Source organism: Tolypothrix bouteillei VB521301 (assembly GCF_000760695.4).
Taxonomy (GTDB): Bacteria; Cyanobacteriota; Cyanobacteriia; order Cyanobacteriales; family Nostocaceae; genus Scytonema; species Scytonema bouteillei_A.
Genome location: NZ_JHEG04000001.1, coordinates 5,082,101 through 5,097,302, shown reverse-complemented (window position 1 = coordinate 5,097,302; position 15,202 = coordinate 5,082,101). Strand labels below are relative to the sequence as shown.

At 41.7% G+C, this 15,202-nt stretch carries 15 protein-coding genes; 8 read left to right on the top strand and 7 right to left on the bottom strand.

Annotation, left to right across the window (positions count from 1 at the left end):
* Positions 1-556: 556 nt before the first annotated feature.
* The 5 genes from HC643_RS41455 to HC643_RS20525 all read left to right on the top strand — a co-directional run bounded on the left by HC643_RS41455 (position 557) and on the right by HC643_RS20525 (position 4,899).
* Positions 557-946: a hypothetical protein gene (locus HC643_RS41455; RefSeq protein WP_038105999.1), complete on the top strand. Its 390-nt coding sequence runs from the start codon at positions 557-559 to the stop codon at positions 944-946.
* A gap of 264 nt (positions 947-1,210) precedes the next feature.
* A complete protein-coding gene (gene hetF, locus HC643_RS20535) occupies positions 1,211-3,751 on the top strand; it encodes a cell division protein HetF (protein ID WP_038106001.1) in 2,541 nt (846 codons plus the stop codon).
* A 142-nt stretch (positions 3,752-3,893) separates the two neighbouring features.
* Entirely contained in the window at positions 3,894-4,055 is a 162-nt protein-coding gene (locus HC643_RS41450; RefSeq protein WP_237265914.1) for a hypothetical protein, read from the top strand.
* An 88-nt stretch (positions 4,056-4,143) separates the two neighbouring features.
* The gene (locus HC643_RS20530; protein ID WP_050045631.1) at positions 4,144-4,452 is read left to right on the top strand and encodes a hypothetical protein; all 309 of its coding nucleotides are present in this window, start codon (positions 4,144-4,146) and stop codon (positions 4,450-4,452) included.
* A 3-nt stretch (positions 4,453-4,455) separates the two neighbouring features.
* Positions 4,456-4,899 (top strand): type II toxin-antitoxin system VapC family toxin, encoded by a 444-nt coding sequence (locus HC643_RS20525; protein WP_038106003.1) that lies wholly within the window; start codon positions 4,456-4,458, stop codon positions 4,897-4,899.
* 340 nt (positions 4,900-5,239) lie between these two features.
* Here HC643_RS20525 and HC643_RS20520 read toward each other — a convergent pair whose 3' ends face one another.
* A complete protein-coding gene (locus HC643_RS20520; RefSeq protein ID WP_050045630.1) occupies positions 5,240-6,739 on the bottom strand; it encodes a glycosyl hydrolase family 57 in 1,500 nt (499 codons plus the stop codon).
* Positions 6,740-6,958: 219 nt separating this feature from the next.
* Here HC643_RS20520 and HC643_RS20515 point away from each other — a divergent pair, with 219 nt between their 5' ends.
* The gene (locus tag HC643_RS20515) at positions 6,959-7,474 is read left to right on the top strand and encodes a hypothetical protein (protein ID WP_038083055.1); all 516 of its coding nucleotides are present in this window, start codon (positions 6,959-6,961) and stop codon (positions 7,472-7,474) included.
* A 287-nt stretch (positions 7,475-7,761) separates the two neighbouring features.
* On the opposite strand, the gene HC643_RS20510 is transcribed toward HC643_RS20515, so the two are convergent.
* Positions 7,762-8,124 carry an Hsp20/alpha crystallin family protein gene (locus HC643_RS20510; RefSeq protein WP_237265913.1) on the bottom strand — a complete coding sequence of 121 codons (363 nt, stop codon included), beginning with the start codon at positions 8,122-8,124 and terminating at the stop codon, positions 7,762-7,764.
* A 72-nt stretch (positions 8,125-8,196) separates the two neighbouring features.
* On the bottom strand, positions 8,197-9,159 hold the full coding sequence (locus HC643_RS20505; RefSeq protein WP_038083056.1) for an RpnC/YadD family protein: 963 nt from the start codon (positions 9,157-9,159) through the stop codon (positions 8,197-8,199).
* 141 nt (positions 9,160-9,300) lie between these two features.
* Between HC643_RS20505 and HC643_RS20500 the strand changes: the two genes are divergently transcribed.
* Positions 9,301-9,591, top strand: coding sequence for a nucleotidyltransferase family protein (locus HC643_RS20500; protein WP_038083057.1), 291 nt, complete (start codon positions 9,301-9,303; stop codon positions 9,589-9,591).
* 78 nt (positions 9,592-9,669) lie between these two features.
* On the opposite strand, the gene HC643_RS20495 is transcribed toward HC643_RS20500, so the two are convergent.
* Together HC643_RS20495 and HC643_RS20490 are read right to left on the bottom strand one after the other, a co-directional pair.
* Positions 9,670-10,374, bottom strand: coding sequence for a carbonic anhydrase (locus HC643_RS20495; protein ID WP_050045629.1), 705 nt, complete (start codon positions 10,372-10,374; stop codon positions 9,670-9,672).
* 261 nt (positions 10,375-10,635) lie between these two features.
* Positions 10,636-11,844: a NupC/NupG family nucleoside CNT transporter gene (locus tag HC643_RS20490; protein ID WP_038083065.1), complete on the bottom strand. Its 1,209-nt coding sequence runs from the start codon at positions 11,842-11,844 to the stop codon at positions 10,636-10,638.
* Positions 11,845-12,368: 524 nt separating this feature from the next.
* On the opposite strand from HC643_RS20490, the gene HC643_RS20485 reads away from it, so the two are divergent.
* A complete protein-coding gene (locus tag HC643_RS20485) occupies positions 12,369-13,088 on the top strand; it encodes a hypothetical protein (RefSeq protein ID WP_038083066.1) in 720 nt (239 codons plus the stop codon).
* Between the two features lie 139 nt (positions 13,089-13,227).
* Here HC643_RS20485 and HC643_RS20480 read toward each other — a convergent pair whose 3' ends face one another.
* Positions 13,228-13,791 carry a hypothetical protein gene (locus HC643_RS20480; RefSeq protein WP_038083058.1) on the bottom strand — a complete coding sequence of 188 codons (564 nt, stop codon included), beginning with the start codon at positions 13,789-13,791 and terminating at the stop codon, positions 13,228-13,230.
* Between the two features lie 52 nt (positions 13,792-13,843).
* A complete protein-coding gene (locus HC643_RS20475) occupies positions 13,844-15,190 on the bottom strand; it encodes a cytochrome P450 (protein WP_038083059.1) in 1,347 nt (448 codons plus the stop codon).
* Positions 15,191-15,202: the final 12 nt, after the last annotated feature.

Genomic DNA, 15,202 nt, shown 5'->3' with positions numbered 1-15,202 from the left:
ATCTCACTAAAAAAAAGACCCCTAGTAGCTAAAAAGCTATCCAGGGGAGTCAGTTATCAGGGTGCATCTACCACTACATTGTTCTTAGATTAACCAGGGCATCCGGATAAGTAGTAAAAAATCAAGGTGTTATTTATCTCACTAAAAAAAAAGACCCCTACTAGCTAAAAGCTAGCCAGGGGAGTCAGTTATCAGGGTGCATCTACCACTACATTGTTCTATTGGTAACTACCCTATCCGGAATTTTTTTCCCGAAACAGGTAAAAATTGTTGATTGAGTAGAAATGAAACTTTACCAACCCTTCTCTCAAATTTCATTTGAGTCATCTATTACCAATACGGTATTTTCATGTACCGTTAAAGAACAGCCTTAAAAAGTGTTGCAGGTCACTACCACTTTTGTAAAACAGCAGTCACTTCCATGGACGGCGTCAACTGTATCTATAACTTTGGAGAATAATATGATATGCAAAGCACAGCAAAACCCGTAAAGGGTGTAGGTTTGAGTCAGGGGAGTTAATTATTAGGGCAAATTAATTGTTAGGATGTCTCCGGATTGTTTTCCGTAGATTATAGCCTTGCCTTCATCACATCTATTTCGTTGCATCAACCATCGCATCAACCACTAAACTTTTTAGGCAAGGTAGAGGGCAAAGGGCAGAAGGGAAGAAAAAGTTTAAGGTATTCCCTTTTGCTTTGCCTGAAAGGCATTTTTAATTGGATAGGGTCTGAAGCGCCATCCAAGTGCTTTCGGACTCCTGTTTTCTTCAAGAAAACACAGAAAAACTCCCAAAAGGCTTTGATTAGCTTCATGGGAGCTCGCGATCAAGGTGCATCTACCACTATGAATGTTCTGGGCGGAACTTATAAAATCCGGATAAAGTTAAAAAAGGAGGTAGAATTCACAAACTTAAGAGCCAAAACTACTTCACTTGTAGAAATGTAGTCTTGGTCTCAAGGGAGGAATTTTCTCTCCTTTTTACCTCAGATAACATTGCACCTACTGCAAACCCATTTCTTAGTTGCATGGAATACAGTATGAATTCTGCTCTATGAAATATGAGTTTTCATGGGTTAGATTATGTTAAGCGGAACAACCTGAATCAGAAACATTCAGTGGCGGGATGCATCTAAGGTATCAGAAAGAGCGAAACATCGACTTGAAACTTTCGCGTTCCAAACCAGATTTAGGAGGCAAGCAGGAGAAGTTGTGACCCAGGAATTTCACATTTCCGTAACCCCAGTAGGGCAAAATGACTACTTGGTGCGGACGGAACAAGTCGCGCCTGGGGTGCCATTGGCAGAGGAACTGGTGACTTGGCCTGTAGCTGATTGGTTGACGGCTGCAGGTCATTTGATGAACGACCCATTAAAATTAGTGCTCCAAGGAGATGCGATCGCAAGAAACTCCATTAACTTGGTAGCGTTGGGTCAACAACTGTATAACGCACTGTTTCAAGGCACTCTCAGAGATAGCTGGATTACCGCCCAAGGAATTGCTCAGAACCACCAACAGGTACTGCGCTTGCGCTTGGGATTAAAAGATACCAGGTTAGCTCGCCTGCCATGGGAAGTCATGCATGCAGGCGATCGCCCCATAGCTACTGGTTTATACATAGCATTTTCTCGGTACCAAAATGCGTCTGGTGGTACTTCTCGTTTGCCGACAACAAGTATGCCAGTACCACCCTATGAGGAGAGTGGTATCAAAGTGTTGATGGTGATTGCTTCACCTACAGACTTAGCTCGCCTGGATTTACTCAAGCAAGAAGCTATTAGACTGCAAGCAGAATTGCATCGCAGTGTCAATGGAGACATTCCACGCATCCGATTAACCTTGCTAGAGCAACCGGGGCGAGAGGAACTGACACAAGCCTTAGAACAAGGAAGATACCACGTTCTACACTACTCCGGTCATAGCAACCCAGGTCCAAATGGTGGAGAAATTTACTTAGTCAGTGGTAGAACTGGGTTAAAAGAAACCCTAAGTGGCGATGACCTAGCAGGTTTACTCGTTAACAATCACATACAAATGGCAGTGTTTAACTCCTGTCTGGGAGCATACGCCGCCACCACCGATCCTTCAGGAGATACGGGCGAACGAAATCTAACAGAAAGCTTAGTCAAACGGGGTATAAAAAGTGTTTTGGCAATGTCAGAACGCATACCCGACGATGTAGCGCTTACACTAACACAATTGTTCTACCGCAATCTCTTGCTGGGGTATCCCGTAGATTTATGTGTCAGTCGAATGCGTCAAGGGCTCATTGCAGCTTACAGTTCCCATCAAATGTATTGGGCATTACCGATTCTGTATCTTCAGCCACAATTTAACGGCTATCTCAGTCCGGGAATGCACCCAATTCACAACGATGAGTTAATTGACGAGTTTAATTCCACTGCTTTAACGACGACAACAAGCCCAATTTATCCAGATACGGCAAATGATCCCGATATGCCGTTACCAATTGAGGAGATAATGCCTCCTCTAGCCAGGGAACCCTCAGAATTGGACTGGCTTGACGATCTTGCTGATGAAATTGAGTATGACGAGCCAACCTATGAAGAAGACTCTGCCATAGTTTCCGACTTATTCCGCCAAATCGATCGCCAACGGGCTGAGTCCGAAAACTCGATGACCGCCGAACTCGTGCAAGACTTCGGTGAAGACCGTTTTGATGAGAATGAAGTGTCAGGAGAGATAGCATCCCTAGAGAGCGATCTTGGGATGTGGGAAGAAGTAAGAGCCGCCGCCGCATATGGCAGACAACAAGGTACGGGGCGTCGCGAATTACCCTCCTCTAATGCTGGGTCCTCAGAAACACCTCTAAGATTGGAAGGGAATTGGGATCGCTTACAACTTCCCCCATCAACTGAAACAACTGTTTCATCACAACAAACTGAGCTAAAACAGCAGAAAAAACATAACCCCTTGGGTATAGTTGGTATCGCTGCTACGAGTGCTCTTGTAGCGGTTTTGGGTTTTAATTTGTTGTCAAAAACTCCGTTACCTGGCTTAATGGTTCCTTCCCCATCTCCACCAGGCTTCGATATTACAAAGGCAGAAGTCGATGATTTGACCGCCCATGCAAATGATAGGTTGAGCAAAAGTGATTTAGATGCAGGGTTGAAAGCAGTGGAAGAACTGCTCAATCGCGGCGCACTTCCCGATGCTGAAAAAATCCTCGGTCTCATTCCTCAAGATCGAGCCGATAATTCATTTGTTAACTTCCTTAAAGGGAGATTGGCATGGCAGTCTCTACGACGGGGAGACAAGAAGTACAGTTTAAATGATGCTCGGCGTTTTTGGGAAAGTGCCGTGAAAGAAGCCCCTCAGTCACCCACTTATAAAAACGCTTTAGGATTTGCCTACTATGCACAAGGAAATTTGATTCAAGCTAATGACGCTTGGTTTAGGGCGTTAGACGTAGCGGTTAAAGAGCAAAAAATGTCTGCGACTCCTCTTGCAGACAATGATAAGAACGAAAAACCTATCCCAAAAGACGCTTTAACAGCTTATGCTGGATTAGCCCTTGGATTGTATAAAACAGCTTACCAACAACCTCCTGCAAAACGGCAGCAGTATCTTAGTGAAGCCATTAAACTGCGGCAAACAGTTGTAAGAGAGGATTCAGTGCATTTCCAACCTGAAAAATTGCGTCAAGATTGGATGTGGACAGATAAAGCCATTCAAGATTGGCAAGCTTTGCTTCGGCTGAAACTGAAGGGTCCCGTTAGAAGAAGTAGTTAACAACGACTCACAAAAATGATTTATTCATTGCAATTGCTTCAAGGTTTTTACCTTGAAGCAAATTGGTTTTTGTATTTAGAATACTAGAGCCTACAGCATTTTATCGTTTGTGAAGGTGCCCCAATACTGTGTGGGTTCGCATATGAACCCACAAAACCCTAATCTCAACTTGCGTTCGACTTATCTTAGTGCCATTCTGCTAACGGAAACCCAGTATCAGGCAATTAAAATTTGCGCTACTAAGAAAGGGATGAGCATCAAAGAACTAATGATTTCTTTTATTGAACAGGAGTTGGAGAATTAATGTAATAATTAACATTATTACATTTGTAAATTTTAATAAAATTACAGACTTATATTTTTACAAAAGTAATCAAGATGGTAACAGTGTTATGCCTATAAACAGTCAAGTTTCGGAAATTCTTCGTCATTTTGAGGAAGCTCACAAAGAAGACATCGAGGTAATCACCCAGGTTCTGGCGAGAATAACAACTCTTAGTCCTGAGCAAATTAAGCCATACCTTGATACGATGCTTGAGCGGTTAGTGAAACCACAAACGGAGCGTCCTTTGTATGAGACTGCTACTCCTTTTGAATTGTCGCAAGCTTTTCGGGAGTGGGCAGATAGCCACGATCGCAATACACCACTTTTATCCGACTATGCTGTCAGCCGCGAAAATATGTACTCAGACGAGGAGTGAAGCGTGGCCTTTCTTGTAGACACAAACCTACTTCTGCGTAGCGTTGAACCATCTCACCCCATGTATGGGGATGCAAGTAATGCCATCGCCACTCTACTATTGCAAGGCGAGCAGCTGTGCATTGTCCCACAAAACTTAATAGAGTTTTGGAATGTTTACACTCGGCCTGTAGAGAGGAACGGCTTGGGACATAGCGCAGCTGAAGCTGAAGTTGAAATTAAACGCTTAAAGGCATTTTTCCCTCTACTACTAGATACCGAAGTAATTTACCAAGAATGGGAAAAGCTTGTAGTAGCTTATGCTGTCAAAGGCATAAATGTGCATGATGCCAGACTTGTTGCGGCGATACTCGTGCATGGCTTAACCCATATACTCACATTTAACACCGAAGACTTTACCCGTTACTCCGAAATTATAACTGTTCATCCCACAGCTACAATATCTTGACTTTAGCTAAACGGGAGTAAAGTCATGGCACGTCGAATCACTTTTACCTTTCATTTTCCTTAACCAAGCAGTATTGGAAGATGTCCTCTCCCGCCCTCTTAACAAAGTGTACGGGCGAGGACGCGAATAGCACGCTCAAAGTGCGACGCGGAGACAGAAGGAAGCAAAGACGCGGAGAAATTAGATAGATTACTCCCTTTTCGCCCGAAGATTACCTATTTAAATGAACCGAACTCGACGCAAAGAGCAAGGAAGTAATAGGAAAAGTAGTTCGGTAATTTTCTAGCGGCAAAGGAGTAGAAAGAAGAAAAAGTGTTTGGGTGGTGAAATACTATAACGGCTAGGATTGGAGTAATTCTTCACCACGGCGATAAAGTTCGCGAGCATAATCAGTCCAAGTGCCTTGTCCCCAGTAACGAAAACAACTTGTCTGCAACAATAAGTTATACAGCAATGCTTTTTGATACTCAGAAGTTTGTGTCAATGAAGGATTTTGCTGTACGAGTGGATCGTATTTTTCATGAAATAAAACACTCAATTTCTTCATGGGATCTAAAACATTTTCGTAACCTTGAATCCAACTTAAATGATTCGTCCAAGAAGCACCATCCATATGAAATTGTTGGTCTGTTTCTCGAGCGAGTGCGATCGCCTTTTCCACTGCTTCTGGCGTAACATTATCTGGATTGACATGCTGCCAAATTTTGTGTTGCTGTACAGCTTGACAAGCTGGATAATCGTCTGGATTAGCACCTGCTGCTTCAATCAACTCTAAATATTCAGTTCCATTGAGTGCAACTGTTCCTGAGTCATTTCCTCCCGAATCGCGAATTTCGCGATACACCCTAAAGACATCACGGGGATATTCATTCATCATAACGCCCCCATTTTCCCCATCAGCAATTTGAGTCACTAAAGAGGGAAACGTTCTATTTCCAATTGACTGCTGATTTCTACCTTTTGCCTCAAAATAGGGCTGCATCTGCGCCACTAATTTTGTATCCGAACCTTTGGTTTTAATTAATGCAGTGATACCAATCGTTTCCCCGTAAGAATTACGAGCAACCAAACGATTGGGAATATATTTATCATCATGTTTCAGCCCCGAACCATCCAAACGCTCTACGGAATGCTCTTGAACCATTAACCAACGATATCCACACTCTTTCAACGCTTTAATATACTCAAACAGCGTATCTGGATGATTTGGCAAGTGCATTTCTGGAGGAGAGAAACCTTTCACTCGCGCTAGGGCATTATAGCCAAAAATAGCTGCAAAGTGATGTTGCCACGCTTGAATGTGAAGTTTAAGATCGGGAATAGGGGTAGAAGGAACAACGGCATGGCTCCACATTGTTCCGAGCCACTCCACGTAAGGCTGGTATTGAGGATCGCAGGTGATACGCTTGAGATTGTTAAGAACATCATCTCTTCCCATTTGTCGCAATCCCCATAACAAATTACCCGAGTAGTCGAGCATAATTCGAGGATTGCAGCCTTCAGCAATCATTTGAGGAATAAAATCTCCCATGCGCTTGTAGCACCAAGCAAAAGGTTCTGCGTTATGGTTATCTCCTTCATGGGGGTGTTCAAACATATACTGGAGATTGCTAATAAGTTCGCCATTGACACCTGCTGGGATAGTAGGTTGGTGCATGTGAAGGGCGCAAGCAAATCCAGATGCGATATTTTCCAATCGGATATTTGTAGTGTTTAAAAATACAGGTTCATCCTTTTGAACGACTGAGCTAATTTCCGACTCCCAACCACAAATATTTGGTAATCCCGAGCGTAATTCTTCCAAAATTGGCAAATTCGCCGATGGTGCTGTTATTGGCATGAGACTTTCCCGTATACTGTGGTTTTTACGATACTTTCTATTCTGGCTTAAAACAAAAAAGTTCGCGATTAACTGAAAAAAAATTTAATCATGTTACGCTTATGAGCTTGTTAGTAGTTAGTGGTTAATTGTTAGTAGTTAGTTGTTAGGTTTCCAAGAAACACTAATCACTAACCATTAACCACTAACCAATAACTACTAACCTATTAGGAGATAAATGTGATTCAAGATTACTCAACAAAATGGTGGGCAGCATTTACATGTATTGCTTTTCTTGAAGCAGTCTTGCTCATGATGTTACTTTCCGGACAAGCTTCTATACAACTGCTCATAGCGATTGTTATTATCGCAATTTTACTATTTTTAATTCCTCGTCTTGATGAGGTTATTTCACTAACTTTCGATCGAGGCAAGATAGATGCAAAACTCAGTACGCTTGGCAAAAAAATTACAACTGCTAAGTCAAGAACTGATAAATTTCTTTTGCTATCAATGCCTAAATCAATGTATGAAACTCTTAAGAAGATTGATGCTGGTAAATTTGGTCAGTATAAAATGACCGAGCGTTTGGAAAGAGAACTTTATCACTTGCGGGATATCGGTTATGTAGAGGCAGAAAGAATACGCGATATTCCCTATGAAGGTAACAATCTTTCAGAATTTGTGATGATTACAGATTCTGGCAAACAATTTCTCGATCTGCGTGAAAGCATTGAGAAAGATGGGAATAGTTAATGGAACGTAAGTTCAACTGATATCTCATTAGACTCCACTCTAACCCTCCCCTTGTAGAGGGCTACGGTGATGTACACAGGTCTTCTAAAGTGCATTTTTGCAGTTTCGTTCCCCCCTAGCCCATAAATGGGGAGGAAAGTCAATTCCAATTCTCTCTTTTGACGATGTTTTATATCTTTTCTAGAGATCTGTATACACCGTAGCCTTATAGAAAATAAAGCAGGGCGGGACTTTCCCACCCTGCACCTATAGGTAATTAAATGACATTGAAGAAAATATTATACAGATTATGCTGTTGTTGAGCTAGCGTCTAATGTTTTGCTTTCACCAGAAGAAGGTAGTTCTCCCAGGTTAATCTTAACAACGCGATTGCAGACTGCTTCAACTTTGGGCAAGGTAAGAGTTAGAATACCATCGCGATAGTCAGCTTGCACTTTGTCATTTTGCACGGGAAATGGCAAGTTAATAACTCTTTGGAATTTGCCATATCGGAATTCAGAGTGCAAAGGGTTGACATTATTTCCATTTTGGAAAACCTTGCGTTCTCCACCGAGAGAAGTAGCGTCACGTGTTACGTGTACATCTATGTCTTGAGGGGCAATACCGGAAAGTTGTGCTCTAAAAATCAGATTATCACCTGCATCAATCAACTCAACAGCCGGACTCCAAGAAGAAGTGGAGGAGGTATCGCCAGCTTGTGAGCTTAACTCGTCAAAATTATCTTAGTGCAACGTGCTTTGTCCAAAGCGTGTTACCAATTCCTCACGGGAAGAGGTGAGCAAAAGGTTGGCGACTTCATCATCCGGCAGTTGGGTTAGTGGCTCAACGACAGATGAAAGCTCTTCGTCAAGAACACCAAATCGGCTCTTGAGCAAGCTCTGAATTAAATTTTTGGCTTTTTCGTGTTGTCCTTCAAGTCGTCCTTCAAGTCGTCCAATGCGCTCAATGCTGCTAATGTAGGGCATTTGATTTTCCTCCTCAAATTGTCTTAGTTCGTCCCGCAAGGTAACTTCCAACGGTTCCGGCAGGCGCATCATGCTATCCAGCACCAGGAATATATTGATGATATCTTGTCGGCTATACCCGCGTCTGTAAAGACCTTTAATCAGGCGCAGTTTCCATTGAAATCGCTCTGAGGCAGCTTGGGTCGTAGCCTGGGTTTTGCGATGCGCCATCACTACCACAGCGAACGGGTTATTGCTCGATTCCAGCGTTTCCCAGGTATAGTCTAACAATTTGATGACGGGAAACCGCAGTTGCATAGAGCAGCCCCATCGCCCGTAACCATATTCCTGGGGTCGCCAGTTGGGTTGAGAGTCTCCCAGCACGGCTAGACTTACCACTTCTCGACCATAGCGGTCAAAAATTTTATAGTTATAGGTAAAGATTCGTTTTGCAAAACCGCTGTCCGTTTGGCTTTGGATTTCGATATGCAACAGCAGCCACGCTTCCTCGCCGTCTCTGAGCCACACCTTAAGCAGCTTATCAACGAAGCGCGTGCCAATTTCAGCATCCCGGATAATCTGGGTAAACTCTTTGTCAAGGAATTCGTATCCCCGCTCCCAGGCGATCTCCCGATGTGCTTCTGGGAAGAAGAAGGCAACGAATGGCTCAAAATACTGTTCAATCGCCACTTTCCACGATTCGTCGTAATTTGCAGGAACGTTGGTTTCTGGTTCCGTCATGCCGTTAGAGTCAATACAGTCCTAAATGTTACTAGGACGTTTTACCACAAGACTTCGCCACCTTCAACAAATCCACGCTATGTTCCGTAAGGAACGTGGCAGAAATAGACCTCATCGAATGTAATTTTTGAAAAAAAGAAAATGAAGCGATCGCAAGTTTTGGAAATTATTGCCGCACACCGAGAGCAGTTGCAGGCAATGGGTGTAAAATCGTTGGATTTATTTGGCTCAGTAGCGCGAGATGAAGCTAAGGCTGGCAGCGATATTGATTTTTTGATTGAATTTAATCGTCCTGTAGGATTATTTGAGTTTATTGAAGTGCGACTTTATTTAGAAGATTTATTAGGGTACCCTGTAGATATGGGTACATTAGATGCTCTGCGAGAAAACTTTAGAGAACCTGTTCTTGAGGATATAATCCGTGCCTTCTAGACAATGGCAATTTCGGATTCGAGATATTGTGGAAGCGATCGCAGCTATTTAGAAGCGTTCGTGTCGGTGAGACATCTTTTAAAGATTTTCGAGAGACAGTGATAGAGTCTGAACGGACTGAAGAATAGGAATGTGAACTTTGAGATTGCTGAGTGCGATCGCACACGAAGGGCTTAACTGCCATTGTGAAGTAGAGACTTGCAAATCTTTAATTAACCCGCTACCGATATCTAAGACCCAACCATGAACCAACGGTGCTTTTTGTTCGTGAAGTGCTTTACGCATGATGGAAGTTTGGTACAGATTTTTCACTTGTGCCATTACATTGAGTTCTGCTAGGTAATTCAAACGATCTTCTGTTATTGGTAAAGCATCAATTTCGTCTTGTTTTTGCAAATAGAGTTCTCGTATTGGATTCACCCAATTATCAATAATTCCTATTGTTCTTCCTTCTAACGCCGCTTTGATTCCACCACAGCCGTAATGACCGCAAACAATAATGTGTTCGATTTCAAGATGGTTTATTGCGTACTCAAGAACAGCTAAGAAGTTAATATCTGTGAGAGAGACTTGATTGGCAATATTACGGTGAACAAATAATTCTCCAGGTTCTGTACGTGTAAAATTAGTTAAAGGCAAACGACTGTCAGAACAACCAATGTAGAGATAGGGTGGTTTTTGTCCCCGTGCTAACTCTTCAAAATAAGTAGAGTTTAGAGCTAGCTTTTCAGCAACCCAAGCTTGGTTGTTTTTAAGAAGTTCATCAATGCTGTGATACTTCATTAATGTCTGATGCAAGAGGTGAACTTACTACATAGTTTGAAATAGAAAAAAGGGTTGCAGGCATCTTCATTCATAAAACTTCGTATTATCTAAAAAATAGATAACAAAGTTCATTAATCTCTACATTTTCATAATGAGAAATTAATCCCTATAGTGCTATGTAAACACCAGTCTTCTTTTCTTTTTTCTAGCCTCCAGCAACTCCTGTGAAGCCCGTGTTCTTTGCGTCTTAGAGGTTCATTTTACAAATAATAAATGATATTAAACTAACATTCCAGCAATACAAGCAGTCATAAAACCTGCAAGCAATCCCCCAATCATCGATCTAACACCCATGCGAGCTAGATCGTGTTGGCGATTTGGTGCCATTCCGGTAATTCCACCAATAGTAATGCCGATAGATCCAACATTAGCAAAATTGCATAACGCGTAAGTAGCAATCACGATCGCACGTTGAGAAATTTGACCTTTCTCGATTAAAGTCTTTAAATCTAAGTAAGCAATGAATTCATTAAGAATAGTCTTTTTACCTAACAACGCTCCCACTTGAGCGCAATCAGCCAAAGGCACACCCATCAACCAAGCCACAGGAGCCATAATAAAAGATAAAATCCATTCTAGTGAAAGTTGCGGCAATCCAATCCGTGTCCCCAACCATCCAAGTAATGCGTTGACTACAGCTAACAAACCCAAGAAAGCAATAATCATCACTCCCACATTAACCGCTAACCTGACGCCTTCAAGCGCCCCTGAAGTCGCAGCATCAATGACGTTAACAAAATTTGTTTTGACTTCTACCCTCACTTGTCCCGCAGTGTCGGATACTTCTGTTTCTGGGTAAAGTAATTTCGCAACAACCAAAGATGTCGGAGCTGTCATAAAAAAAGCAGCTATAAGATGTTCTGTTGGTAAACCGAATGATAAGTATGCTCCCAATGTCCCACCAGCCACCGTAGCAAAACCACCCGTCATCACCGCAAACAGTTCTGATTGTGTCATTGTTGAGACATAAGGCTTAACTATCAAAGGTGATTCAGTTGGTCCCAAAAAAACGTTACCCGCACAAGACAAAGACTCAGAACCAGAAGTTTTCATGGTCTTCATCATCACCCAAGCCATACCAGTCACTACCCACTGTAGAATCCCGTAATGATACAGGACGCTAATGAAAGCAGAAAAAAAGATGATTGTGGGCAGAATTTGAAATGCGAACAAGTGATCTTTATAACTCTCGCCAAAAACAAACTTTGCTCCCACGTCTGAAAATGCTAAAAAACTGCTGACCACATCACCTAAAGACTTAAATGCTGCCAAACCACTAGGAGTTTTCAAAATCAAGAGTGCAAATACAAACTCCAATCCCAGTCCCCATGCTACTGTTCGCCAACGGACAGCACGACGATTGACAGAAAAAGCGTAGGATATCCCAATAAAAACAAGTAGTCCCAAGGCAGAAATTGCGCGTTCCATCATTTCTCCCAATATTTCTCCCAAAAAGGAAAGGCACCGCTCTTAACCTTGGTCACAGAGTATACACAAAATAGACGTCAGAGAAATGCCAGAAATTAATAAAAATTATGTAATGAATGAAAATCAGCAACCAGCAATTTGGTTTAAAAAAGCTTTTGGCTGTCTCTTTAATACGGAAAAGTCTCAATCGCGTACATTGATTTGTTATATCAAGTGCCTGACCTAATGCATCTGTATACTCTGCACTTACAAATTGTTACATAGATGTTGTATCAAGTTAAGTAAACGCTGATTTATCCTGAAGAACTGTTCCTACTAAAGTAAATCTGTAACAGAAATTACGGAAAAAAGGCTCAAATGTAACAAATTATGCTTGACGTGGGATAATACTGTTTCAATTTATGGATAAAAAGATATTTTTATGAACAATTTTTAACAGCGGAAGCACATTATAAACATTTTATAAATTTTTCTGTTATATAATATTGAAAAAAAAACTTATAGATCCCAAGGATATTAAAACTGTGCTTGATGATTTAGTAGGATTAGAGATTAGTCGGAAAGAATTACAGAAATTAACTAACTTGCCCGTAAATGATGAACTAATAATTATTAGCCATCGTTTTCAAGGAATATTCAGGAGATTTATAGAAAAAGTTAAAGGTTCTGAAGGAGCGACTGTAGTTTTTATAGGATTGAGTGTATTAGTGGGTAGTTATGTTGCCATTGACCTTCTTATTCGATTTTTTGCAACTTGGGTAGCAATACCATCCTGGTTATTATTAATTATCTTGAGCTTTTTAACTGGTTCTAGCACACAAGGTTTCTTGTATTTTTTTTGGAAGCAAAGGCTGAAGCTGGTTGATAAAAATATGACTCCTTCCTTAAAAATTCTCTTGAATGATGTCGAAAGATATAACTCTGTTATTAAAGCGATAGATATTAACGACCAAATAGAAGAAGCTGGAAATCCGGGAGTCAGTTTAAAAGAAAGACAAAAAGTTCTTGAAGCACTTGAGCTAACAAGAAGCGATCTTGTGCGTGCTTTAAAGACGGAAAGAATCTTAAGAGAGAATAAAAAATTTATTATCAGTAGATCGGAGTTATTTGCCAATAATTTAGCAACATTAACAGCAATGCAAGTCAGCGAACAAGCGAGCGAGCACGGACGCTTGTTGAATGAAGCCTTGCAAATTGCTTTGGATGTCCAACATGAGATGAAAAGTTTACAAAGTCAGGGATAAATGATTGCTCCAATTCAATCCTTTTATCCAAACAGTGTGAATAATGGGTAATTTTAGGTAAGGGTTTGGTTGCAGTTACAAATCCACATAGGTGGGTTTTGCTCGTATAGCCTGCGAATGCTATTTGCTACAAACTCACCTAAATTTTTTCGTTTCTAACAATTACCAAACATTCGTTTGGAGACGAGGTCAGCATATCGTTGAAAGCAGGTGTATGGCGACCGTTTTCATCCACAACCCTACGAAGTGTATATTCCCCAACTCGTGAAAGTCCGCCAAACCAGACGTTCTTTCGTTGCCAAGTGTTTCTATCGTTAGAGTTTTTGTCCTGGATCATTGTGAGCGCTATAATCCACTTTGGAACTGGTAGCCCAAATGTAAAAGGTGTAATTTGCGCTTGCTGTAAGGTTTCATCTTCAAATTGAATTTTGTACGTCAATTGAATGACCTGGATGGCAATCAGTAATATCCATCCACGAACTGAGTTATGAAAAGTCCATTGTAATGGGGCAAAGACGGGTAGAACTAAGGAACGGGTTTGCATATCCCATTCTATATTGTAGAATGTGATGCACTCATCTGGAAGTGGATTGCCATCCATATGGAATACGCCCCTAAGAATATTAGGTAGGTTTGTTTGTGTGATGGGAATCATCCAAGTTGCTATGTTGTCGAGTCGCTTTTTTTCGATCGCTCCAATCATTCCCTGGTTCCTTTCTTACGCAAGTCATCTAAAAAATACTTTTCTGCATTGACTATCGATGAGTAAATCCTTGCAGCACTAAATCATTAGGAGTAACAGCAGTCACTTTTTCAAAATCCCACTTGACTTGTGTAAAGGAGTTCCATTGATATTTTTTAAACAGATACAGACAAAACATTTTCACTATCCCAATAGATAAGGATCTACCGGGACAAGCACGCTCATGTCCTGCTCCGTTCCAAGATACGATATCGGAAAAATCTCGCGTAACGTCAAAGTTATCTGGATTGCTGTATCTGTTGGCGTCACGATTTGCTGTGAAGATCGATCCGAGCAAACGAGTTCCTCTTTGGAAGGGACACCTGCGCCCTCCGATCTCAACCTCACCCCCCTCGGTAGTGAGTTGGCTGACAAATCGCACGGGTGGATACATGCGAGCTGTTTCCAGAATAACTTTATGGGTGAGTGTTAACTGTTCTAGAGCATCTCCACTAGGGGTGTCTGTACCATCCCACACAGCATTCACTTCAGACACGACATCATTTCTTAAGGTCTCATCCAGACACAGAACACCAATGACAGATCCCAAAAGAGCGCTGGTACCTGCAGTTCCAGCAATATGGATCATATCGAAAACAGTGTTAGCAACTTGGTGTGCGTTCAACTGATACTGGCTACCTGTTTCTAGGTAAGATTCCCATCTCGGAGATTGTTTGTATCGCTCGGTCAAACGCTTTCGATGTTGGATGTTAGGAAAAGTTCTAAATGCAAGCAAATACTGACTGATGAAATTTGGTAAGGACGCAAGTACTAGCCCGCTAATGTAATTACGGGATGCCGTAATTTCGGGCTCAGATAATGAAATCTCGAAAACAAGTTGATGCAAAATCTCAAGTAACATCTTTGGCAAATCATTGCCGATATGTACTTGTCCCTGTATGGCAGCCTTTGCTAGCGATCGATCTACTAAATACCCCAATACTTCTGCGTGTTCTGATGGTTCTGGTAAAGCTTGCAAAAATATGGCACGAGCTCCTGTATGCTCGTTACCGTTCATTCCCAAACTAAGTGGATTGTTTAGCAGGTAGCTAGGAGCTAACATTCTAATGATGCCTAAATCATTTCCCCTCACTTGAGGCTCAACGTGCATGAGTTCCCTCACCTTGGAGTGAGAGGTATGCATAATTGCCTGGTCTACTGCAAAAAATTTCTCGCCAATATTGTCCCTGCGGATGTAAAGAAAGTCTGTCCATGCACCGAGAATGATAAAAGCATCCATATAATAAGCCCACAAGCGGAGAAGCCTGCCAATGGGACTGTTGTAACCAACTCTGGCAAGAATACCTGAAAGCCAAATTTGGCGCTCGTGAGCTTGGAGGATTTGATCTTTGTTGGCCATAATGTTACCTTT

Coding starts and splice junctions, on each gene's coding strand:
- HC643_RS41450 (WP_237265914.1), top strand. CDS start 3,894: ATGAACCCACAAAACCCTAATCTCAACTTGCGTTCGACTTATCTTAGT.
- HC643_RS20530 (WP_050045631.1), top strand. CDS start 4,144: ATGCCTATAAACAGTCAAGTTTCGGAAATTCTTCGTCATTTTGAGGAA.
- HC643_RS20520 (WP_050045630.1), bottom strand. CDS start 6,739: ATGCCAATAACAGCACCATCGGCGAATTTGCCAATTTTGGAAGAATTA.
- HC643_RS20505 (WP_038083056.1), bottom strand. CDS start 9,159: ATGACGGAACCAGAAACCAACGTTCCTGCAAATTACGACGAATCGTGG.
- HC643_RS20500 (WP_038083057.1), top strand. CDS start 9,301: ATGAAGCGATCGCAAGTTTTGGAAATTATTGCCGCACACCGAGAGCAG.
- HC643_RS20495 (WP_050045629.1), bottom strand. CDS start 10,374: ATGAAGTATCACAGCATTGATGAACTTCTTAAAAACAACCAAGCTTGG.
- HC643_RS20490 (WP_038083065.1), bottom strand. CDS start 11,844: ATGGAACGCGCAATTTCTGCCTTGGGACTACTTGTTTTTATTGGGATA.
- HC643_RS20480 (WP_038083058.1), bottom strand. CDS start 13,791: ATGATTGGAGCGATCGAAAAAAAGCGACTCGACAACATAGCAACTTGG.
- HC643_RS20475 (WP_038083059.1), bottom strand. CDS start 15,190: ATGGCCAACAAAGATCAAATCCTCCAAGCTCACGAGCGCCAAATTTGG.